This is a genomic window from Acinetobacter sp. ANC 4204, from assembly GCF_002135205.1.
In the GTDB taxonomy this organism is placed as follows: domain Bacteria; phylum Pseudomonadota; class Gammaproteobacteria; order Pseudomonadales; family Moraxellaceae; genus Acinetobacter.
Genome location: NZ_NEFZ01000009.1, coordinates 39,930 through 59,096, shown reverse-complemented (window position 1 = coordinate 59,096; position 19,167 = coordinate 39,930). Strand labels below are relative to the sequence as shown.

Below are 19,167 nucleotides of genomic sequence, written 5' to 3'. Positions count from 1 at the left end.
TAAGTAGACTCATGTTTTGAAGTGATCAAGCGAATGCAAAATATTGATGTTGTGATTGCCTGGGTAGATGGTAATGACATTGAACTGAAAAAAAAGCGCCATAAATATTTGACGGGTGAAGATGCCTCTGATGCGATCAGTGATACGCGTTTCGCCAGCAATAATGAAATTTATTACAACATTGCTTCAATTTTAAAATATGTTCCTTTTTGTCGTCATATTTATGTTGTAGCGGACAATCAACGTCCTGAATTTATTGATGAGTTTGTCGCGCAGGGCCTATGTGCTAAGGATAAAATTCGGGTGGTCGATCACCGCGAAATTTTCAAAGGTTTTGAACAGCACTTGCCCACATTCAATACACGTTCTATTGAAACGATGCTTTGGAATATTGAGGGGTTGTCGGATTATTTTATCTACCTGAATGATGATTTCTTTTTTAATTCGCCAGCAAAAATTGAAGACTTCTTAAAAGATGATCATTTGGTGGTCTATGGTCACTGGCAAAGTAGCTTTGCGCTTAAAGCCAAGCTGAAATATCGCCAGTTTATGAGTCGTCAATTGGGTCAACCTATACAGCCTAAGCATATGATTGCGCAGATGCTTGGTGCGGATATTTTAGGCTTTAATAAGTTCTTTGAAATTCATCATTATCCTCATATTGTAGATCGTGATGCATTAAAGGACTATTTGCTTGCGCATCCGCAGCGTTTAGAAACACAGATCAAGTTTAAATTTCGAAGTGTAGAACAGCTAAATCCAATTTCACTGATGAACCATATTAAGATTCAAAAACAGCAGGCGGAGTTGAAGCCTGATCTTGAACTGGCGTATCTTAAAAATCAGGACAGTTTGAATAGTTTTATACAAGCGCTTCAAAATCCCGAAATTAAATATGGTTGTATTCAAAGTTTGGATCAGCTGAGTAGCGATGCTGCAAAGCAGATCAGTGATGCAATGCATGAAAAATTAGCAGGCTATTTACCCCATTCCGTTTTGGTTTAAAGGTTCATGATGAAAGTTGTTACTTATTTAATTAATTTGGACGGCAGTCAGGAACGACTTGAGCGAGCAACACAGCAGTTGGATCAAGTCAATTGGCCTTTTGAGCGCTTTTCTGCGGTCGATGGTCGAGGCAAAGCACTCACTGAGTTTACAAACTATGATGATCATGGTGCGAATCAAGCACTGGGTCGTAGTTTGATGAATTCAGAGTTGGGGTGTTATTTGAGTCACTACGGTTGTGCGGAGAAGTTTCTAACGACAGATGCTGATTATTTAGTTGTGCTTGAAGATGATATGAAGATTAATCAAGAGTTTAAAGACAAGCTTGATGGCGTACTTACCTATCTAAATCAGCATAAAGAATTAGATTGGTATTTGATCAATATTGCGGCCAAAAAGAAAAAACTAAGCAAAGATGTTACGAATATTGATGGCATGAGCTTATGGCACGCTTTTTATTTCCCTATTCGCGGTCTCGGTTTAGTTTGGTCACGCAAAGGTGCTGAAGCATTTATACATGCAGGAAAATCAATGACCATGCCTGTTGATATTTTCTTTCAAACTTGGCTCAGTAAAAATGGGAAAGGTTTAGGAGTATGGCCTGCATTGGTCAAACCAGCGGGTCTAGACAGTGATATTTTGGGAACTGTAGCCGCACAAGGAATTTCTCGTAAAGAAAGAGAAGGTCGAAGTTTTTCTTATGGGGTTAAAAAGCAAAAACGAATGTGGCGTGACAAATTTTATGCGGTGAAGCATAAGTATTTGTAATTGTCCTAAGGTGTTTTGATACAAGGCTAAATGATCGACTAAAATGAAAATTTTTAAAAAGTTATTTTATATTTTAAAGTTTTATACACTGCTTAATTTAAAACAACGAAATAAATGTGATGCCATAGATAACTATGCAGATCAGATCGTTTTACAGGCTAAGCCAGAGAATCAAAGCGTTCAATTACCTAAAAAGATATGGATCTATTGGGAAGGGAACATGCCAGCTTTGGTTCGGCATTGTATTGATCATATTCAGAAATTACATCCTGACTATACTGTGAATCTGTTAAATCCAAATAATGTCGCAGATTTTATTAGTTTTGACCTAACCTCACCTATTTTGCAAAAAGCAACATCCCAGCAACGCGCAGATTTAATCCGTTTTGACTTGATTTATCATTATGGTGGGATTTGGTTGGATGCAAGTATTATTGTTTATAAAAAATTAGATTGGATTGAAAATCTCATCCAGCAAACAGGAACACAAAGCTTTGCCTATTATCGGAAAAAAAATACGACGCTGGCTGATTTTCCCGTGATTGAAAATTGGTTACTGGCGAGTGTAGAAAAGAATCCATTTTATCAATTATGGTTTGATGAACTTTTTAAGGCGATTGATCTCGGACCAAAGCAATATATCCAATATATCCAAGCCAACTATGATAATTCTCAAGACTATTTTCAGCGTATTGGTCGGTTAGAGTATCTTGTGGCTTATGTCGCGTGTCAGAAGGTGATGCGAGATTTAGTACCGAGTATGGTATTAATCAATTGTGATAAAAATGCGTTTTTCTATCAAGTTAAAAATAAATGGGTTAAAGAAAAGACCCTCATTGATTTAGCTATTCATGAGTCACCAGATGAGTATCCGAATCTCATAAAACTTGCGGGGAAAGAGCGTCAGATATTGGATAAGCATTTTGTGCGAGGACAATATTTCAAGCACTCACTCTTAGATTTTTAGTCAGCACTCGAAAAAATAACCTTGAATCGGATGCATTTTATTGGGATTTAAATAAGTCCTTTGCATTTATTTTTGGAAATGCTTCCACAGCGCTATGTTCAGAAAGGTTATATACGGTAATTCCTTGAGCCTTAAAGAACTGTGCTGCTAAGTCGAAGGCTGGTAATGTGAAATCCAATGATCTGTCTAAAAGCGTTGGTTGTTTATTTTCAGCACTCTCATAGAAACGGGGCTGGGTAAAATTATTCATGTCTAACCCAGCTAAGTAAATCTCTTGATAGCGGAGTGAGTGAATAATCTGTAGTGCAACGTAGGCTACAGTAAAATAATCAAAGATCGCGGTATATATTTGAGTTGAAAAACCCAATTGATTGTTGGTATAGAAATAATCTTTTTGCATGTCGACAGCTTTTTTAGGCTGTAAGATTGGTTCAATTTCACCGCGAGTAATAGGTTCTACGACTCTAATGTTACATTGAATATCCTGAAATAAAACTTTTCGTAAAATCAGATCTAAGCAACGTGGTGTAGTGTAAAACGTACAATTGCTATTGAGAACTTTCAAGACTAAATCAAAACGGCTCTCAACGAAATTATGGTCAATAATGACATAATGCTTAAACACAACATTAGGCATCGAAATTGCGCCATTTAATCCAACATAATCTATATCGGAGCGGGTAAAAGCTTCGGGAGGGATTTGTTGGACTGATGGCCCAGTTGCAATCATCATGCATAGTTTGTTTTCTGTACAAACAGCTTGTGTATTATCGACGACCAACTTCTGTTTGAAAAAAAGTTTTTGTAAACCATTTTCAGTATCACGTTCAACCTGATAATACGGCCAAAAACGGCGATTATGTTTGTATTGATTTGAATGAATCAGTTTGTAAACGACTTTATAAATATTTCTAAAACACAAGTTTGAAAAAAATAATTGTAAGGTCTGTAGCTTTTTAGGAATCATAAACAAATCATTCAGGTTGAACATTTTAAAAAATAGGCTAAGTTGTGACTAAAGCAGTCACTTTAAGCTTTAGTCATCTAGTCTAAATTTGTTGCCACTGAGTTTAGACTTTAATTTATTGAGCTTTTGAGTGAACCAAGATTCTTTCTGCCCTGGGCGTGTAATTTTATTGCCGTGATAGTTGGCTTGAGTTGCTTTGGTAAAAGCGCCAAAAGGTTCAATCATATATTGTTCTGGTTTGTATCCAGCAGCTAGCGCTTCGTCATAATATTGATCAAAAAGTGCTATTAAATCTGTCCTAGGGTGAGGCATGATTTCACCATCAAACCAGTGCTTTTGGCCTGTTGCTTCAAGACGAGGTAATGAATACTTATGACTGAACTGCGTGCCCATATCTGAGTAATGTAGAATTTTGATCTGTTCAATCGACATCCCTTCGCCATCAATATTATTGTAAGAATCTTGATAAGGTTGTACGAGATTTGGTTTTTCTTTTAGAAGGCGCATTAAATTCTTATGTGCATCTGGATTGGCTTGAATGTCTTTCAATGCAGGAAGATATTGTTTGGCTTTTTCGCAATCCCATACACAAGTACATAGACGTGCTGAGCTTTTGCCGCCCTTAGCGATAACAATGGCATCGTCCTGCATTGGATGAGACCAAAGCTCTGCAATATCACAAAGTACAATGACGTCGGCATCCATGTAAATTGCGCGACCTTCGAAGTTACACGATTCAGGAATGGCCCAACGGAAACCAGAAAAAGGAGTAGCCCATTTTTCAGTACGCCATCCCTCACCAGTCTCCTGATTGATGTACCAAGGACTATTTGTGTCATGACTCAGTTGCATCCAAGTAATATTTACCGGATGCGAAGTGTGCTTACGAAGACTATATTCAAGAACCATCATTTGTTCTAAGTCACAATTATTGGGATCACAACCTACAAATACTTGAATTGTTTGAGTCATCTTACACACCGTTTTATATAATTAGATTTTAATACAAAGTCATCGCTATAACTATAATAGGATTATAAGTGCTAAAAGCTAGTTCTGCGTAGTAGTTTTTTGCAAATAGTGTCTTGCTGAATGCGGTGCCGCTAGAGATATATGATGTGATTGGTCGCTTTAAATTGATGAGTTTGGTGGGTTCAACTAATATATTGGATATGAGTTAGAGATCTTCCTTAGATTGAGTTTGGTCATCATTGTATTTTATGATTTTGGCGGAATATTTTGAGTGAGAATAGAAGTACTTTCTCTGTAATTTTTGCATTTATACGTTAAATTTTAAGTATAAGTGTTCGATGATTTATAGATTTAAGTATTTGTAATTAAATATAAAATAGCCTTGAGTGTTTTTCAGGTTTTACAGGATCGGTAATGTTAACAGTTTTTGGTTTCCATACGAACGATAAGTTATATACGAAGCATGCGAATATTTTAAAATGCTCGGCAAATAAATTTGGTATAGATGTACATTTTCAAAGCTTTTCCAAAGATGATTGGCAAAAAATTATTGCTTTTAAACCATGTTATATTGCAAAAGTTCGGCATGAGCTACAAGGGCCGATTTTGTATATAGATGCCGATGCGATTATTCTCGAAGATATTCGACCTTATTTTGAATCAATCACAGAAGATATTGCGGTGCACTATATTCATAATAATCGTTTAATTAGTGCCACGCTGTTTATCAACGATACCCCAAATGCACGTCTATTGGTTGATGAATGGGAAAAAAGACAGTTGGCTGAGCCTGATCGTTGGGATCAGGTTGTATTGCAGGAATTACTGGATGCATGGGTCGAAGAAAAACGCGTTACACTCAAAAAGCTACCGCCCGAGTATAACTTTATTTTTGACACATCACGTAAAGCATACGGGGATACGGTTGAACCGATTATCGAACAATTACAGGCGAGTAGAGACATGCGTTGGGTGCAAAAATATCAGCGTAGAAATGCGTTCTACCGTTGGTTTATGCGCTCAACCACTTTAGCAAAAAGCACACGAAAAATTTTGACGCGTCACGCGGTTGTTAACGCACGGGCAAAGCAATTGGGAATTGATATACAGCTTGAACTTCAAGACCTCATGTAAATGGTGTTGAGGGCTGCTGTAGAGGGAGTTGGATCTGCTGGTAGGGAGCCTTTTTTAAAATATACCTGATCCAGTTGCCAAAGCTGTATTTCTCACGAATTTGTGGATCTACAGCGACATAAGGACTGTCTAAAAAGTCTTTCAATGTATCTAAATTTTTGCCATCCCAAATCAGAATGTTGTTGGGATGGTAAAAATCATAATTGCGTATTTGCGCATTGTTGGTGATTAATTTTTTTTGATAATACAGTGCTTCAAAGGTGCGGAAAGATAATCCTTTATGCACTGGATTGACTACATCTACCAATATATCTGCTTGATTAATATGTTGAAGGTTATCCTCATAGTCAATATTTTGGCTAATAAATTTTATTTCTGAAGTGTGATATTGCGTTTGCGCATCTGCTTGATCACCATGGCGAAATTTAATATTGAAATCTAAAGTAATACCATGCTCAATAAGCGCTTTTGCACAATGATCAATTGGTTGAGAGCGGTCGTCAAAATGTAGACCTACAAAGTAGGCAACAGTACCTGTGTGTAAGTTGGGTTTTGGAGGGTACACATCAAAATAGAAATTGGTACAACCTTGAAATTTGTAACTACTGTAGTTTGGATTTGATAAATCTTCTGGGTCAAATACAAAAAAATGGTCAAATAAATCAACAGATAATAATGTTTTAGGGAAGCGTTCTATGCCATTCCATTGGTAGCCAATAAAATGGTGACTCGAACCTGCTTTTAATAATTCTAAATGTTGATTATCAATTAAGTCTGGACGTATGACGAGTACATAATCAAAGGTATTATTCTGTAAAGCCTTGGAAATTTCTTCGGCAATGATTCGCTGTTTGATGGCATCTTTTGCTTTATCCTTATATGAAAAATCAGCCAAGAATAATTTTCGGAAAAGCGTGTAGATATTCATCCATCGTGAAAGTTTAATTTTTTGGATATTTTCAGGTGAGCTATTAATGAATTTGACTTCAAAGTTATGGAATTCTAAATTTTTCTGAATAGCTGTCGCAAAATTACTATGGCTGGGCATCACTAAGATTATTTTGTTGGTCATGATGTCTGTCTCATACGGGTCTCAATCTATTTTTAGGCCTATTTATACGACGGCTAAGGGGGCAACGCTTCCTAAAACAGTTTATATTTATTGGATATTTCTCTAGGCTGTACTCTAAATTTAACTGAGAATCTGACTAAATAAGATCATGCTTGGGAGTATTTTCTTGTGATCAGTTTATGTGTAATAAGCATAATCAGCCATGATTGGGTAATAGGTGATTTAATTAAACCAAGATCTACAGGTAAATTAAAGTTTTTTTGGTTTGCGAATACATGTTTTTTATGCTGCAAAAAAAGCAATAGGTACCGCCTTAGCGGCACTGTTGCTATACATAATTGCTAGCTTGATCATCAACAAAAAGTGTATTTAGAGTCGTAATATGATTACTCTGGTTTATCCGCATTGCCTTTCAAGACCATATAAATTAGGCCGACAAAAATCACAAAAGCACCCGCAAGACTACTTACACAGAAAAAGACAATCCGATTATAGGTTGTTAAATTAAACAATTGATTGTCTAGTATGTAACGCATGAACAACCATTGCGCGATAGCAAAAACAATTAGCACAATACCGCGACGACGGACTTCAGGACGCATAGCCATTTGCTTGCTCACAACTGATATAAAACAGGACGCTATTATGCCATTGCTGAGAATTGATCTCAAATAAATAAAAGTATGCCAATCAACCCTAAACTAAATAATTTTGATTTTATCTTATCGTCCTGTCTGAATCATGTCTTGCTCTATAGCATTTATACGGGTGGCAGCTTTTTATACGCATTGATCTTGCCTGCACAATTTCTAAAACGTCTATAGGACCAAATGTATTGTTCAGGTGCTTGGTTAATCATGTCTTGCATGGCAAGGTTTAAACAGTCCACAGACTGCTGTAGGTCTTTCGATAAAATCTCTTGAGATAACTTAGTACAGTACACATTAAAACCCGTTGCATCCGTATTACGAACACAACTTAATCCAATCACATTACATTGCGTTTTGGCGGCCATTTTTGAGACAAGAGTTGCGGATAATGTATGTTGTTTGAAAAAATATGAATAAATACCGCCACTCGGTTTTGGCAAATGATCGGGTAAAATTACGGTCAGTCCACCTTGTTTTAAGTGTTTGAAGATACTGCGGATCCCTGTTTCATCAGTAGGCACAAGAGTCGCATTAAACTTCTGGCGTGCTTCTAAAATATAGCGGTTCACTCCCTTCGTTTTATAGGGTTTATACATGATCATGGGTTGTGTATAGACGTTTAACCATGCATTTAACAGTTCCCAACAGCCGAAATGCGGAACAACCACAATCACGCCTTTTTTATTGGCTAAAGCCTCTGTGAGGACAGATTCTCCGTGAATATTTTTGAGTAAATCTAGGCTGTATTGGGGTGACATGCCCCAGCATTTTAAGAATTCAATATAAGTCTGACATTGGCTTTGAATGCTGAGATGAACGCGTTTCTGGAGTGTTGTTGGAGCGAGTTTAGGGTAGGCCAATTGCAGATTGATGTTGGTAATACGTTTGATTGAAGAATCATTATAATAAAGAAGGTGTGCAATTCCGCGAGCGATGTATTGTAGAAAGGGTAATGGCAAAATTGAAATGCTTTTAAGTAAATAATACATAGCCATATTTAAACTCAGAGATCTTATGCAAAAGATGTGATGAGAGAAAATTTTGCAAAGAAACTTAAAAATCTAAGATAGATAAAATCAAAAAAAGATGAGCGTCTTAAGAGCAAAATAAATGAATAAATCAACAGAATGCTTTAGTGCCAGAACTGCTGCAATAAAATATAGACTATCGTGACCCACTGTAAGTGCGATAGATCAAAAGTTCAAAGGAAATTTTGGAAAATTTGAAGCGAAAAATCTGATCTAGGGGGGAGGAGACTGCCTTGTCTTAAATAAAAAACCCTGCACATGGCAGGGTTTTTTAATCATAATCTAAAGATTATTTAGTTTCTTCAGCTTTTGGTTTTTCACGTAAACGAATACCCAAATCACGTAGTTGGTTTGATTCAACTGGTGCAGGCGCTTGTGTTAATGGACATTCAGCAGTTTTTGTTTTCGGGAATGCAATCACATCGCGAATAGAAGCACCACCTGTCATGAGCATGACTAAACGGTCTAGACCGAATGCCAAACCACCATGCGGAGGAGCACCGTAACGTAATGCATTGAGTAAGAAACTGAATTTCTCTTCGGCTTCTTCTTCACCAATGCCCAAAGCTTCAAAGATCGCTTTTTGCATTTCTAGGTTATGAATACGTAGTGAACCACCACCAATTTCAGTACCGTTTAACACCATGTCATAAGCCACAGAAAGCGCAGCACCTGGGTTGTTCTTCACATCTTCAACGCTTGATTTAGGCAGTGTGAATGGGTGGTGAACAGAGGTCCATTTGCCATCATCGGTTTCTTCAAACATTGGGAAGTCAACCACCCAAAGCGGTGCCCACTCGCAAGTTGACATCTTCAAGTCATGACCGACTTTAATACGTAAAGCACCCATGGCATCGTTGACAACTTTAGCTTTGTCTGCACCGAAGAACACGATATCGCCATTTTCTGCACCCACACGTTTCAATAGATCAAGCACGATCGGCTCGATGAATTTCACGATTGGAGATTGTAAACCTTCGATGCCTTTTTCAAGCTCGTTTACTTTAATGTAGGCTAAACCTTTCGCACCGTAGATGCCGACAAATTTCGTGTATTCATCAATTTGGCTACGTGGTAAAGAACCTGCACCCGGAACACGTAATGCAACGATACGGCCTTTAGGATCTTTAGCAGGACCTGCGAATACTTTAAATTCAACTTCTTGCATCAGGTCTGCAACGTCAACCAATTTCAACGGAATACGTAGGTCTGGTTTGTCCGATGCATAGTCACGCATAGCATCGGTATAGGTCATGCGTGGGAATTTATCGAATTGAACATTAAGCAGTTCTTTGAACATCTTAACTGTCAACGTTTCCATTAAATCCATGATGTCATCGTCACTCATGAACGATGTTTCAACGTCGATTTGGGTGAATTCAGGCTGACGGTCTGCACGTAAGTCTTCATCACGGAAACATTTTGCGATTTGGTAGTAACGGTCAATACCACCCACCATTAACAATTGTTTGAATAATTGTGGTGACTGTGGAAGTGCATAGAAGCTACCATTAGATACACGGCTTGGCACTAAGTAGTCACGTGCACCTTCAGGTGTTGCACGGGTTAAAATCGGGGTTTCAACGTCTAAGAAACCATTGTCTTCGAAATAGTTACGAATGAGGTTGGTTAGTTTAGAACGGAAACGTAAACGATCTAACATTTCAGGACGACGGATGTCCAAGAAACGGTATTTTAAACGAATTTCTTCAGAAATATTGGTGTTGTCATCATTCAATGGGAATGGAGGTGTTTCAGATGCCGCAAGAACTTCGATTTCTTTGCCCAAAACTTCGATTTGACCGCTCACCATATTGGCATTTTCTGTGCCTGCATAACGGCGACGCACACGGCCTGTAATTTTTAATACGAATTCTGAACGTACTTTGTCCGCAGTTGCAAATGCTTCAGGAGTGTCAGGGTCAATAACCACTTGCACAAGACCGTCACGGTCACGCATATCAAGGAAGATGACACCACCGTGGTCACGGCGACGGTGTACCCAACCGCAGAGGGTTACTGTTTCATCAATTTGAGCTTCGGTTAAAGAACCGCAGTAATGAGTTCGCATCATGGCGTTAAAAATCCAACTATATGGCTAAAGGTAGCGAATACGTAAACAGCGTACCGCCAGAAATAAAGGTAGGATTATGCCTCTTTGGACACCTAGTCTCAAGGCATAGCTTAAAAAAGGTATAAAATTGCTTGCCAGTCTTGCTGCAAACTTAGCCTAAACGGTGATCACGATCTAAAAATAAAAACAGAATGCAGCCAAAGATCAATATCAGTAAAGCGACTTGGCTAAATTCATTGATACTCCGCCCAGTAAAATAATATAGGTCTGACTGCCAAACTTGCGTAGGGATATAACGCGCATAGTCCCAAACACTCACTAGACCACCCAAAAGGCTGAATATGAACAGCCCAATGGCAAAGCGCCTGATTTTTAAACTGACAGGAAAATGCTGCTGGTATGTTTGGTAATAACGCCAACTCATCCATGCCAACAAAGGCAGAGCCAACGCCGATGTCCCAATTTGTAAAATACGGTGTAGTGGGAATGGGTGTCCTAGCAGAGCAACATTCTGGCTTAAAAAGTCCTGAAAAAATAAGGTTCGGAAGTCAGCATGAGTGAGTCCATCCCAGAATAAATGCGTGGCCGTACCGAGAAGTACTGCCAGAATGGTGCCTGTTAAAAATTTAAAAATACGCATTGCACTGTTGAGCCTAAGCTCATGCTGAATGCCCACAAAACGATAAAAACAGGGCCGTAATAGCACATACCATAAAATACAAAAACTGAGTCCAATCCAAAGATCAGGGTGAATCAGTGACGTCCAATAGTGGGTGATATTTGAACTGGTCTGCGTAAACAGTCGATACAAATCGGGAGTCATGCAACCAATGGCAATCGCCGCAACTGGCAATCGGTCACCACTGAGTTTGGCTAAGGGAGGTGCGAGAACAGCATGTGAAATGGTAAAGGGCATTGTTATGTCTTAAATTACATAGACTTAAAATTTATGATTCAGTTTAACTGCTTTTTAAAATAGAAATGTTTTTTATTGCAATAAAAATGGAATGTTATATTATAACAATATTCAAAACTTGTAACTTGAGTCAGTTCCATGTCTTTTCATAAAAATTTGATTACGCTTTCTATTTTTACTGTCGTCGCACCAGGGGTTTTTGCAGAGGAAGCAACAACACAACTAGAAACGTTGACCAGTCAAGCCCATCCTTTGGTACAAACAGCGGCAGACTTTGCAGTCGCCGATCAGGTGATCGAGCAAAAAACATTAAAAGAACGTGCACCGACCATTGGAGATGCTTTGGCAGATGAGTTGGGGGTGTATTCAAATCAATATGGTTCAGGTTCAAGCCGACCAGTGATTCGTGGTCAAGATGGCCCACGAGTGAAGGTCTTACAACACGCCTCAGAAACCGCTGATGTCTCGGCTTTATCGCCGGACCATGCCGTGACGGTTGATCCGATTTTGGCGAAACAAGTTGAAATCATTCGTGGTCCTTCAACCCTATTGTATAGTGCAGGCACCGTGGGTGGTTTGGTTAATGTGACCGACCAAAAAATTCCAACAAGCATGCCTGAAAAGGGTATCGAAGGTACGGCAGGGTTACGTTACAACACGGGTAGCGACGAAAAATTGGCAAGTGCTGGGGCGACTGTTGCGTTGGGAAGTCAGTTTGCTCTACGGGTTGAGGGTTCAAAGCGTGAAGCAAATGACTATATTGCCCCGAACTACTACCATGAGCATGAGGGTGAACTCGAAAAAGAACGCCGTGTTGGAAATACCTTTGCCAAAGGTGAAACTGTCAGTATAGGGGGTTCATGGATTGGGGAGCGCGGTTTTGCGGGTATCGCCTATACCAATCGTCAAGATCAATATGGTCTACCGGGGCATAATCATGAATATGAAAGCTGTCATCCGCACGATGACCATTTACATTGTGGTGCCGATGGGCATGACCATGATCATGAAGAACACGAGGCAGGGCCTTGGGTTGACTTAAAGTCAGAACGTTATGATTTCCGTACAGAAGTCTTAAATCCGTTTGTAGGGTTCGATAAACTACGTGCTCATGCCAGTTATACTGATTATCAACATGATGAAATTGAAAGCGATAGTGTTGCAACTACCTTTAAAAGTAAGGGTTATGATGCGCGTTTAGAGTTGGTGCATCAGTCAATTGCAGATTGGGAAGGTGTGGTTGGCGTACAGTACAATCAACAAAAATTAGATATCACTGGTGAAGAGTCCATTTTAGACCCAACCAAGACGCAAAAATGGAGCGTATTTGGTTTAGAACATAAGCAGTGGAAGGACTTCCATTTTGAATTCGGTGCGCGTGTCGATCAGCAGACCATTGATATTGAGTCTGATCGAAAAGACTATGATGATTATGGCGTATCTTATTCGGGTGCTGTGAACTGGATGTTTGCACCCAACTATAAACTGTCTTTAGTTGGATCTCATCAAGAGCGTTTACCTTTAGCGCAAGAGCTTTATGCTGATGGTAACCACCTAGCGACCAATACCTATGAACGTGGTAATGAAAATCTCGATGTTGAAAAATCCAATAACTTGGAGTTAGGTTTCCATTACGACACGGATAAAGTTGATTATCACGTGCATGTCTACCACAACTGGTATGACAACTATATTTATGCACAAACCACTGACCGTTATGAAAACTTCCGTCTAGTAGACTACACTCAAGACAAAGCGCGTTTTTATGGGACTGAAGCAGAAGCGTCTTATGCCATCAATGATGTGTATAAGATGAGCGTGTTTGGTGACTATGTACGTGGCAAAATTGACAATGAAAATGCTCCGCGAGTGCCTGCTGGTCGTTTAGGCACCAAAGTGAATGCAAACTTTAGTGATACGTGGTCGGGTACGGCAGAGTATTACCATGTATTTGAGCAAGATCGAATTGCAAGCTATGAAACGGAAACTGCGGGCTATAACATGGTAAATCTTGGCTTGGCGTATAATGGTCAATATATGCAGGGCAATGATTATCGTGTGTATTTCAAAGCCAATAACCTCTTGGATGAGACGGTTTATTCGCATGCTTCATTCCTATCGACCATTCCACAAGTGGGGCGTAACTTCACAGTTGGGCTCGACTTTAGTTTCTAAAATGCTACTTCAAGCTTCAACCCAACCTTTTCCGTAAAGAAGAGGTGCTTCCTCTCCTTTGTGGAGAGGTTGCCAAAACATCGACAACAGAAATCCTCTTGAAAAATCAAACAATAAAACCTAGTCTGAGCATATTGGACTAGGTTTTTTGTTATGCGTATCTTTCGAAAATTACATCAAAAGCTCAACTGGACTGCGACTCGTTACGTTGGTGTCGTGGTGGGCTTGCTGGCTCTAACTTACTTAAGCTCAGCGGTTTATCATACTGTTAAACCACTGCCTGATGGGTTGGACTATACTGGCAAGTTACGTCATGCCGATGTCAAATTTATTGCAGATCAAACCTATATTGATGCACAAGGTAAACAGCAACAAGATCACCATATTTTCAACGAAGTGTTTAAGTTGATTGAAGATGCACAAACCACGATTGTGCTGGATATGTTCTTGTTTAATGATGAAGTGGGTACATCTCAAGTATCACAACGGGCGTTGACTCGTCAGTTGACCGATGCATTGATTGTCAAGCGTAGCTTGCATCCGAATATTGAAATCAAAGTCATCACTGACCCGATTAACTCAGTCTATGGCGGGCTCTTACCTGAGCATTACCGTAAACTGCGTCAGGCGGGTGTGGATGTGATCGAAACTGATTTACGTCCGCTCCGTGCTTCTAACCCTGTTTGGTCAGGTTTTTGGTATATCTGTTGTCAAAATGCAGGCAATAATCCCGATGGTGGTTGGTTAGGCAATCCATTTGGGGATGGAAAAATTACGCTACGCAGCTATTTAAACCTATTTAATTTTAAAGCCAATCATCGCAAAACTTTAGTGGTCGATACCGCACAAGGTTGGAAGACCTTGGTGACATCTGCGAATCCGCATGATGGCAGTTCGCGACATTCCAATGTAGCGCTGTTGGTGACAGGCAATACCGCAATTGATGTCTTGAAAACAGAGCAAACTGTGGCTCACATGTCTCAGGGCGATGTACCGATGGTGATTATGGGGGAGTTTGAAGCCAGTCCATCCCAGCCTCAAGTTCAAGTGCTGACTGAAAAAGCAATCCTAGATGCAACACTCAACTTGTTGAATAACGCAAAAGCCAATGATCAGATTGATTTGGCGATGTTCTATTTGTCTGAGCGTCAAATTATCAATGCTTTAAAAGATGCACAGAACCGTGGCGTTAAACTTCGGATTTTACTCGATCCCAATAAAGATGCATTTGGTCGTCAAAAGAATGGAATCCCCAACCGCCAAGTTGCGTCTGAGCTTAACGATGCCGGTATTACAGTGCGTTGGTGTAATACTCAAGGGGAACAGTGTCATAGCAAAATGGTTTTAAAACGCCATGCGCAAGAAGCAGAGCTCATTTTGGGTTCAGCGAATTTTACTGCACGTAATTTGAAAAATTATAACTTGGAGACTAATTTACGTGTGATTGGTCAGTCTAAAGCAGCGGTGTTTACAGATGCTCAGCAATATTTTGATGGGGCATGGTCGAACTTAAATGGTCGTCAAATGAGTGTGGACTATGAGCAATATAAAGATGAGTCAAAACTCAAATATGGGCTATACCGCTTTATGGAGTGGAGTGGTTTGTCGACGTTTTAATTTCGAATTCCTTTTTCCATTTCTTGCCGTTTCATGAAAAGCGGTACTTCTCCTATATTGTGCAAGATGAAAAATCCCTCTTTTTAAAGAGGGATTGAGGGAGATTTAATTTTTAAGATTTTACTGCTCAGGATTGGGCGGGATGATTTGATCCAAATCTTTATCGGTCATCTTATCGAGTTCATGTAGATCGGTTTTGATTTTCCATTTTTCAGCATTTTCTACTGGACTTGGCAGACGTGCTTCTAACCAGTCACAAATGACATCGGGTGGAAAGTCAGCGTGGTTACACTGAATGACCCATGCTAAGAATTGCTTGGCTTCACCATTCATGTACGGTGGAGGTGAGACAGGTAAAAACTGTGTCGGGAGGCGCTCATTTTTAGAAATATAGTTCAACACATGCCCAAGTTCTTGCACGGTTTGCCATGCCAAAGGATGATCTACATCAATTTGGAACTTAAACCACCACGCACTTTTTCCATCTGTACCATAAGCATCAATCAGATTTTTTTGAATACTGGGAACTTTGCAAAAATATTCATAGAGTCGATCAAAACTTAATTCAGCCACGGCGTGATCATCCAATACAATTATAAACTAAGGCTAAGTATAAACTGAAAACTCCTGTGATTTTTGATTTTCAAAGAAATCCAGTTTGTCACCTTATAGCGACGATAACCAGCAATGATCTAAAATCGACAGTTTGTACATTTTTTATCCATTAAATTGGTTTAAAATAATAATATTCACCTCAGTGGAGGAAGATGATGAAATATTTAAAAATAATCTATGGAATAAGTTTACTCAGCTTATTTCCTGCACTGAGTTTTGCTCAACCAGTGACGCGCTATTATGGAAAACCGCTGACTTCGCAAACGCAACGTTTTCCAACTTATGCGGGGCCTTATCAGGGTTTAACCACGCGACCTACATCACCGCCTCCAATTGAGCCTCCTCATCACAGACCACCTCCGCACCATCCTCCTCATGGCGGGTATCCGATGCGACCAGGTGTGAGTATTATTTATCGAGCGCCTAGTTATTCAACTTATAGTCAGGAAACCAATAGCTATGTGTACGGGGATGGCGATTCCAGCATTGAAAGCCGTGATTATGTATTGATTACCGATTGGCGACGTTTAGGGCTGCCAGACCCACCTGAAGGCATGCACTGGATTTTTGAAAATGGACGTTATGCTTTAGAGCCGGATTCAAAATAAATGAATCTTTGATTGATACAGAAAACCCTCCGTTGTTTATACGGAGGGTTTTTTAATGGTCAATAAAAATTAAGCGAGTTCATCATCTTGTGGACGTGGTGTTTTGCCTTCAGCTAAGGGTTTGTCAGCATGTTTATCCCGAATCACCGAAGGATAATTCCATGACGCATAACGAACCACCAGAATGGCAAGAGCCATAATTAATATTGAGCCTGTGATAATGACTAAATCCATATCGGCTTTGTGGTCGTGTTGGATGTCCGAAATGAGTAGCCGAGTGAGGGCAGTGATCGCAATATAAATTAAGAAACGAACAGGCATGTGGTTGGTTTTAAAGTAGATACCGACCATTGCACCCAGCTCTAAGTAGATGAATAACAGTAAAATATCATCAATCGAGGCATATTGTTTAATGGTTAGGATCTCATAAACAGTATGACCAGCCGACCAAATCACCATACAGCCAATAATAAATAAAGCCACATAGTGAAAACTTTCTACTGCAGTATTGCCTAGTTTATCGAGGAGGGTTTCAATTTTCTCTATTTTAGGATCACGGTTGGTCATGCTAGCCTCCTCATACTTTGCAGATATTATATTGAATCATATGCAAATTTCATGCAAATGACGAGAAGTTGATTATAAAAAGCTGACGTTAAAAAAAACGCCTGACTGGTCAGGCGTTTTTTATCGTGTTTAAACTAATTAAGCTTGGTTGGTGAAGTAGTCTTCAGAGAAGTTCATGATAACTTCTGCACCCGCTTTTACTTTTGCAATACGTAAGTCGATTTCAGGCAAAATACGCTGTGTAAAGTAAGCCGCAAGCGCCAATTTGTTTTGATAGAAATCACCATCTTTGGCTTTGGCCGCATTGGCAATTTTTGCAAACATATAAGCAAAGCTAAGTAAGCCGACTGCATGTAAGTAATCCACTGCTGCAGCATTTGGAAACTCTGCACTTTCAGCAGCACGTTCAAGAATATACTTGGTTACTTCTTCCACTTCAGTTGCTGCATCGAGTGTTGCATCTTTAATGAAGTTTAGGTCAGCGTCTAAGCTGTTAGCAAAGTCACGGATTTCAGAAATGTAGTCTGCGATAAATGCACCACCACATTTAATAGTTTTACGACCAATTAAATCTTGAGACTGAACACCGTTCGTACCTTCGTAGATTTGTGCAATACGTAAGTCACGTACACATTGCTCCATGCCCCATTCACGAATATAACCATGACCACCGAAGACCATTTGTGAATCAATCACTGCATTAAAAGCAGTATCGGTTAAATAGGCTTTTGCAATTGGAGTTAGCAGTGCCACACGGTCATTGGCTGCTTTCACAGCTTCAGGGTCTGTTGAGAACTTGGTGATATCAAGTTGTTGACCGACATAGACAGCAAAGGCACGCGATGCTTCGTTGTTCGCACGTGCATTCAGCAACATACGACGAACGTCACCATGCACAAGAATGCTGTCTGCAGGCTTAGCAGGTGATTGAACACCTGATGCACTACGGCCTTGTAGGCGGTCTGTTGCGTATTGGGCAGCATTTTGGTAAGCAAATTCAGATGCACCTAAACCTTGGATACCCATCGACAAACGTTCGTAGTTCATCATCACGAACATCGCCGCAAGGCCTTCATTTTCTTTACCGACCAAGAAACCCTTGGCACCGTCAAAGTTCATCACACAAGTCGCAGACGCTTTGATCCCCATTTTATGTTCAATTGAACCTGGGCCTGCTGCATTACGTTCACCGACAGAACCATCTGCATTCACCAAGAATTTAGGTACGATGAATAATGAAATACCACGTGAACCCGCAGGTGCATCTGGTGTTTTCGCTAGAACCAAGTGAATGATGTTTTCAGCTAAGTCGTGGTCACCGCCAGTAATGAAGATTTTAGTCCCTGTAATGTTATAGGTGCCGTCTTCGTTACGTTCAGCTTTAGTTTTGATAATGCCTAGATCTGTACCTGCATGTGGCTCTGTTAAGCACATTGTTCCAGACCATTCACCTGAGTAAATTTTAGGTAAATACGTTTCTTTTTGCTCTTGAGAGGCATAGCTGTTCAGTGCCATACCAGCACCAACAGAAAGTAGCGGATAGAGCATAAATGATGGGTTGGTTGCGAACAGCATTTCATCTGCAAGAACGGTCAGCATTTTAGGCATGCCTTGACCGCCCCATTCTTCATCAGCTGCTAAGCCAATCCAACCGCCTTCAGCATATTGCTTAAATGCTTCTTTAAAACCAGCAGGTGTGGTGACTGCACCATTGCTATAAGTTGCACCTTCTTCATCACCTGTACGGTTTAAAGGCAGGGTAACGTTCTGCGCAAATTTAGCCATTTCTTCGAGGATCGCTTCAGCCGTTGCGCTGTCTACATGAGCAAGATTTTCATTAGACTGCCAGAACTGTTCAGCATTGAAAACGTCATTGAGGATAAACTTCATATCCGCAAGTGGGGCATTATAAATTGGCATGTTCGTTCACCTGTTTATTGTTTGAATCTCTGTAGACTTAGGACAGCTTAATGGACAACGGTGGATGTTGTCAGATGACCCAAGCGAAATAACGCTCTATTTATAAAGAAAA

17 protein-coding genes are annotated in these 19,167 nt (G+C 39.9%); 7 read left to right on the top strand and 10 right to left on the bottom strand.

Annotation, left to right across the window (positions count from 1 at the left end; genetic code table 11):
• The first annotated feature begins 33 nt into the window (after window positions 1-33).
• The 3 genes from B9T36_RS15890 to B9T36_RS15880 are packed head-to-tail and all read left to right on the top strand — an operon-like array spanning window position 34 to window position 2,740.
• Window positions 34-1,005 (top strand): stealth family protein, encoded by a 972-nt coding sequence (locus B9T36_RS15890; protein ID WP_086210435.1) that lies wholly within the window; start codon window positions 34-36, stop codon window positions 1,003-1,005.
• A gap of 9 nt (window positions 1,006-1,014) precedes the next feature.
• Window positions 1,015-1,773, top strand: a complete 759-nt coding sequence (locus tag B9T36_RS15885) for a glycosyltransferase family 25 protein (protein WP_086210491.1) — start codon at window positions 1,015-1,017, stop codon at window positions 1,771-1,773.
• 43 nt (window positions 1,774-1,816) lie between these two features.
• Entirely contained in the window at window positions 1,817-2,740 is a 924-nt protein-coding gene (locus B9T36_RS15880) for a glycosyltransferase family 32 protein (RefSeq protein WP_086210434.1), read from the top strand.
• 37 nt (window positions 2,741-2,777) lie between these two features.
• Here B9T36_RS15880 and B9T36_RS15875 read toward each other — a convergent pair whose 3' ends face one another.
• Both B9T36_RS15875 and B9T36_RS15870 read right to left on the bottom strand, forming a co-directional pair.
• The gene (locus B9T36_RS15875) at window positions 2,778-3,707 is read right to left on the bottom strand and encodes a lipopolysaccharide biosynthesis protein (RefSeq protein ID WP_086210433.1); all 930 of its coding nucleotides are present in this window, start codon (window positions 3,705-3,707) and stop codon (window positions 2,778-2,780) included.
• A 69-nt stretch (window positions 3,708-3,776) separates the two neighbouring features.
• Window positions 3,777-4,679 (bottom strand): glycosyl transferase, encoded by a 903-nt coding sequence (locus B9T36_RS15870; RefSeq protein WP_086210432.1) that lies wholly within the window; start codon window positions 4,677-4,679, stop codon window positions 3,777-3,779.
• A gap of 414 nt (window positions 4,680-5,093) precedes the next feature.
• Between B9T36_RS15870 and B9T36_RS15865 the strand changes: the two genes are divergently transcribed.
• The gene (locus tag B9T36_RS15865) at window positions 5,094-5,813 is read left to right on the top strand and encodes a putative nucleotide-diphospho-sugar transferase (RefSeq protein ID WP_086210431.1); all 720 of its coding nucleotides are present in this window, start codon (window positions 5,094-5,096) and stop codon (window positions 5,811-5,813) included.
• Here B9T36_RS15865 and B9T36_RS15860 read toward each other — a convergent pair.
• The 5 genes from B9T36_RS15860 to B9T36_RS15840 form a co-directional block, all read right to left on the bottom strand.
• Window positions 5,806-6,885 carry a hypothetical protein gene (locus tag B9T36_RS15860; protein ID WP_228147020.1) on the bottom strand — a complete coding sequence of 360 codons (1,080 nt, stop codon included), beginning with the start codon at window positions 6,883-6,885 and terminating at the stop codon, window positions 5,806-5,808. The genes B9T36_RS15865 and B9T36_RS15860 overlap by 8 nt on opposite strands.
• Window positions 6,886-7,271: 386 nt before the next feature.
• The gene (locus B9T36_RS15855; protein WP_086210429.1) at window positions 7,272-7,493 is read right to left on the bottom strand and encodes a hypothetical protein; all 222 of its coding nucleotides are present in this window, start codon (window positions 7,491-7,493) and stop codon (window positions 7,272-7,274) included.
• 152 nt (window positions 7,494-7,645) lie between these two features.
• Window positions 7,646-8,530, bottom strand: coding sequence for a lysophospholipid acyltransferase family protein (locus B9T36_RS15850; RefSeq protein WP_086210428.1), 885 nt, complete (start codon window positions 8,528-8,530; stop codon window positions 7,646-7,648).
• Between the two features lie 322 nt (window positions 8,531-8,852).
• Window positions 8,853-10,637 carry an aspartate--tRNA ligase gene (aspS, locus tag B9T36_RS15845; RefSeq protein WP_086210427.1) on the bottom strand — a complete coding sequence of 595 codons (1,785 nt, stop codon included), beginning with the start codon at window positions 10,635-10,637 and terminating at the stop codon, window positions 8,853-8,855.
• 151 nt (window positions 10,638-10,788) lie between these two features.
• Window positions 10,789-11,553, bottom strand: coding sequence for a DUF4184 family protein (locus B9T36_RS15840; RefSeq protein WP_086210426.1), 765 nt, complete (start codon window positions 11,551-11,553; stop codon window positions 10,789-10,791).
• A 138-nt stretch (window positions 11,554-11,691) separates the two neighbouring features.
• On the opposite strand from B9T36_RS15840, the gene znuD reads away from it, so the two are divergent.
• Window positions 11,692-13,728, top strand: a complete 2,037-nt coding sequence (gene znuD, locus B9T36_RS15835) for a zinc piracy TonB-dependent receptor ZnuD (protein WP_086210425.1) — start codon at window positions 11,692-11,694, stop codon at window positions 13,726-13,728.
• Between the two features lie 153 nt (window positions 13,729-13,881).
• Complete coding sequence (locus B9T36_RS15830; RefSeq protein WP_086210424.1) at window positions 13,882-15,345, top strand: phospholipase D family protein; 1,464 nt, start codon at window positions 13,882-13,884, stop codon at window positions 15,343-15,345.
• Between the two features lie 120 nt (window positions 15,346-15,465).
• Here B9T36_RS15830 and B9T36_RS15825 read toward each other — a convergent pair whose 3' ends face one another.
• Window positions 15,466-15,918 carry a hypothetical protein gene (locus B9T36_RS15825; protein WP_086210423.1) on the bottom strand — a complete coding sequence of 151 codons (453 nt, stop codon included), beginning with the start codon at window positions 15,916-15,918 and terminating at the stop codon, window positions 15,466-15,468.
• A gap of 194 nt (window positions 15,919-16,112) precedes the next feature.
• Between B9T36_RS15825 and B9T36_RS15820 the strand changes: the two genes are divergently transcribed.
• Window positions 16,113-16,568 (top strand): RcnB family protein, encoded by a 456-nt coding sequence (locus B9T36_RS15820; protein WP_228147019.1) that lies wholly within the window; start codon window positions 16,113-16,115, stop codon window positions 16,566-16,568.
• A gap of 69 nt (window positions 16,569-16,637) precedes the next feature.
• On the opposite strand, the gene B9T36_RS15815 is transcribed toward B9T36_RS15820, so the two are convergent.
• Both B9T36_RS15815 and B9T36_RS15810 read right to left on the bottom strand, forming a co-directional pair.
• On the bottom strand, window positions 16,638-17,135 hold the full coding sequence (locus B9T36_RS15815; protein ID WP_086210421.1) for a phosphate-starvation-inducible protein PsiE: 498 nt from the start codon (window positions 17,133-17,135) through the stop codon (window positions 16,638-16,640).
• Between the two features lie 138 nt (window positions 17,136-17,273).
• Entirely contained in the window at window positions 17,274-19,055 is a 1,782-nt protein-coding gene (locus B9T36_RS15810) for an acyl-CoA dehydrogenase C-terminal domain-containing protein (protein ID WP_086210420.1), read from the bottom strand.
• Window positions 19,056-19,167: the final 112 nt, after the last annotated feature.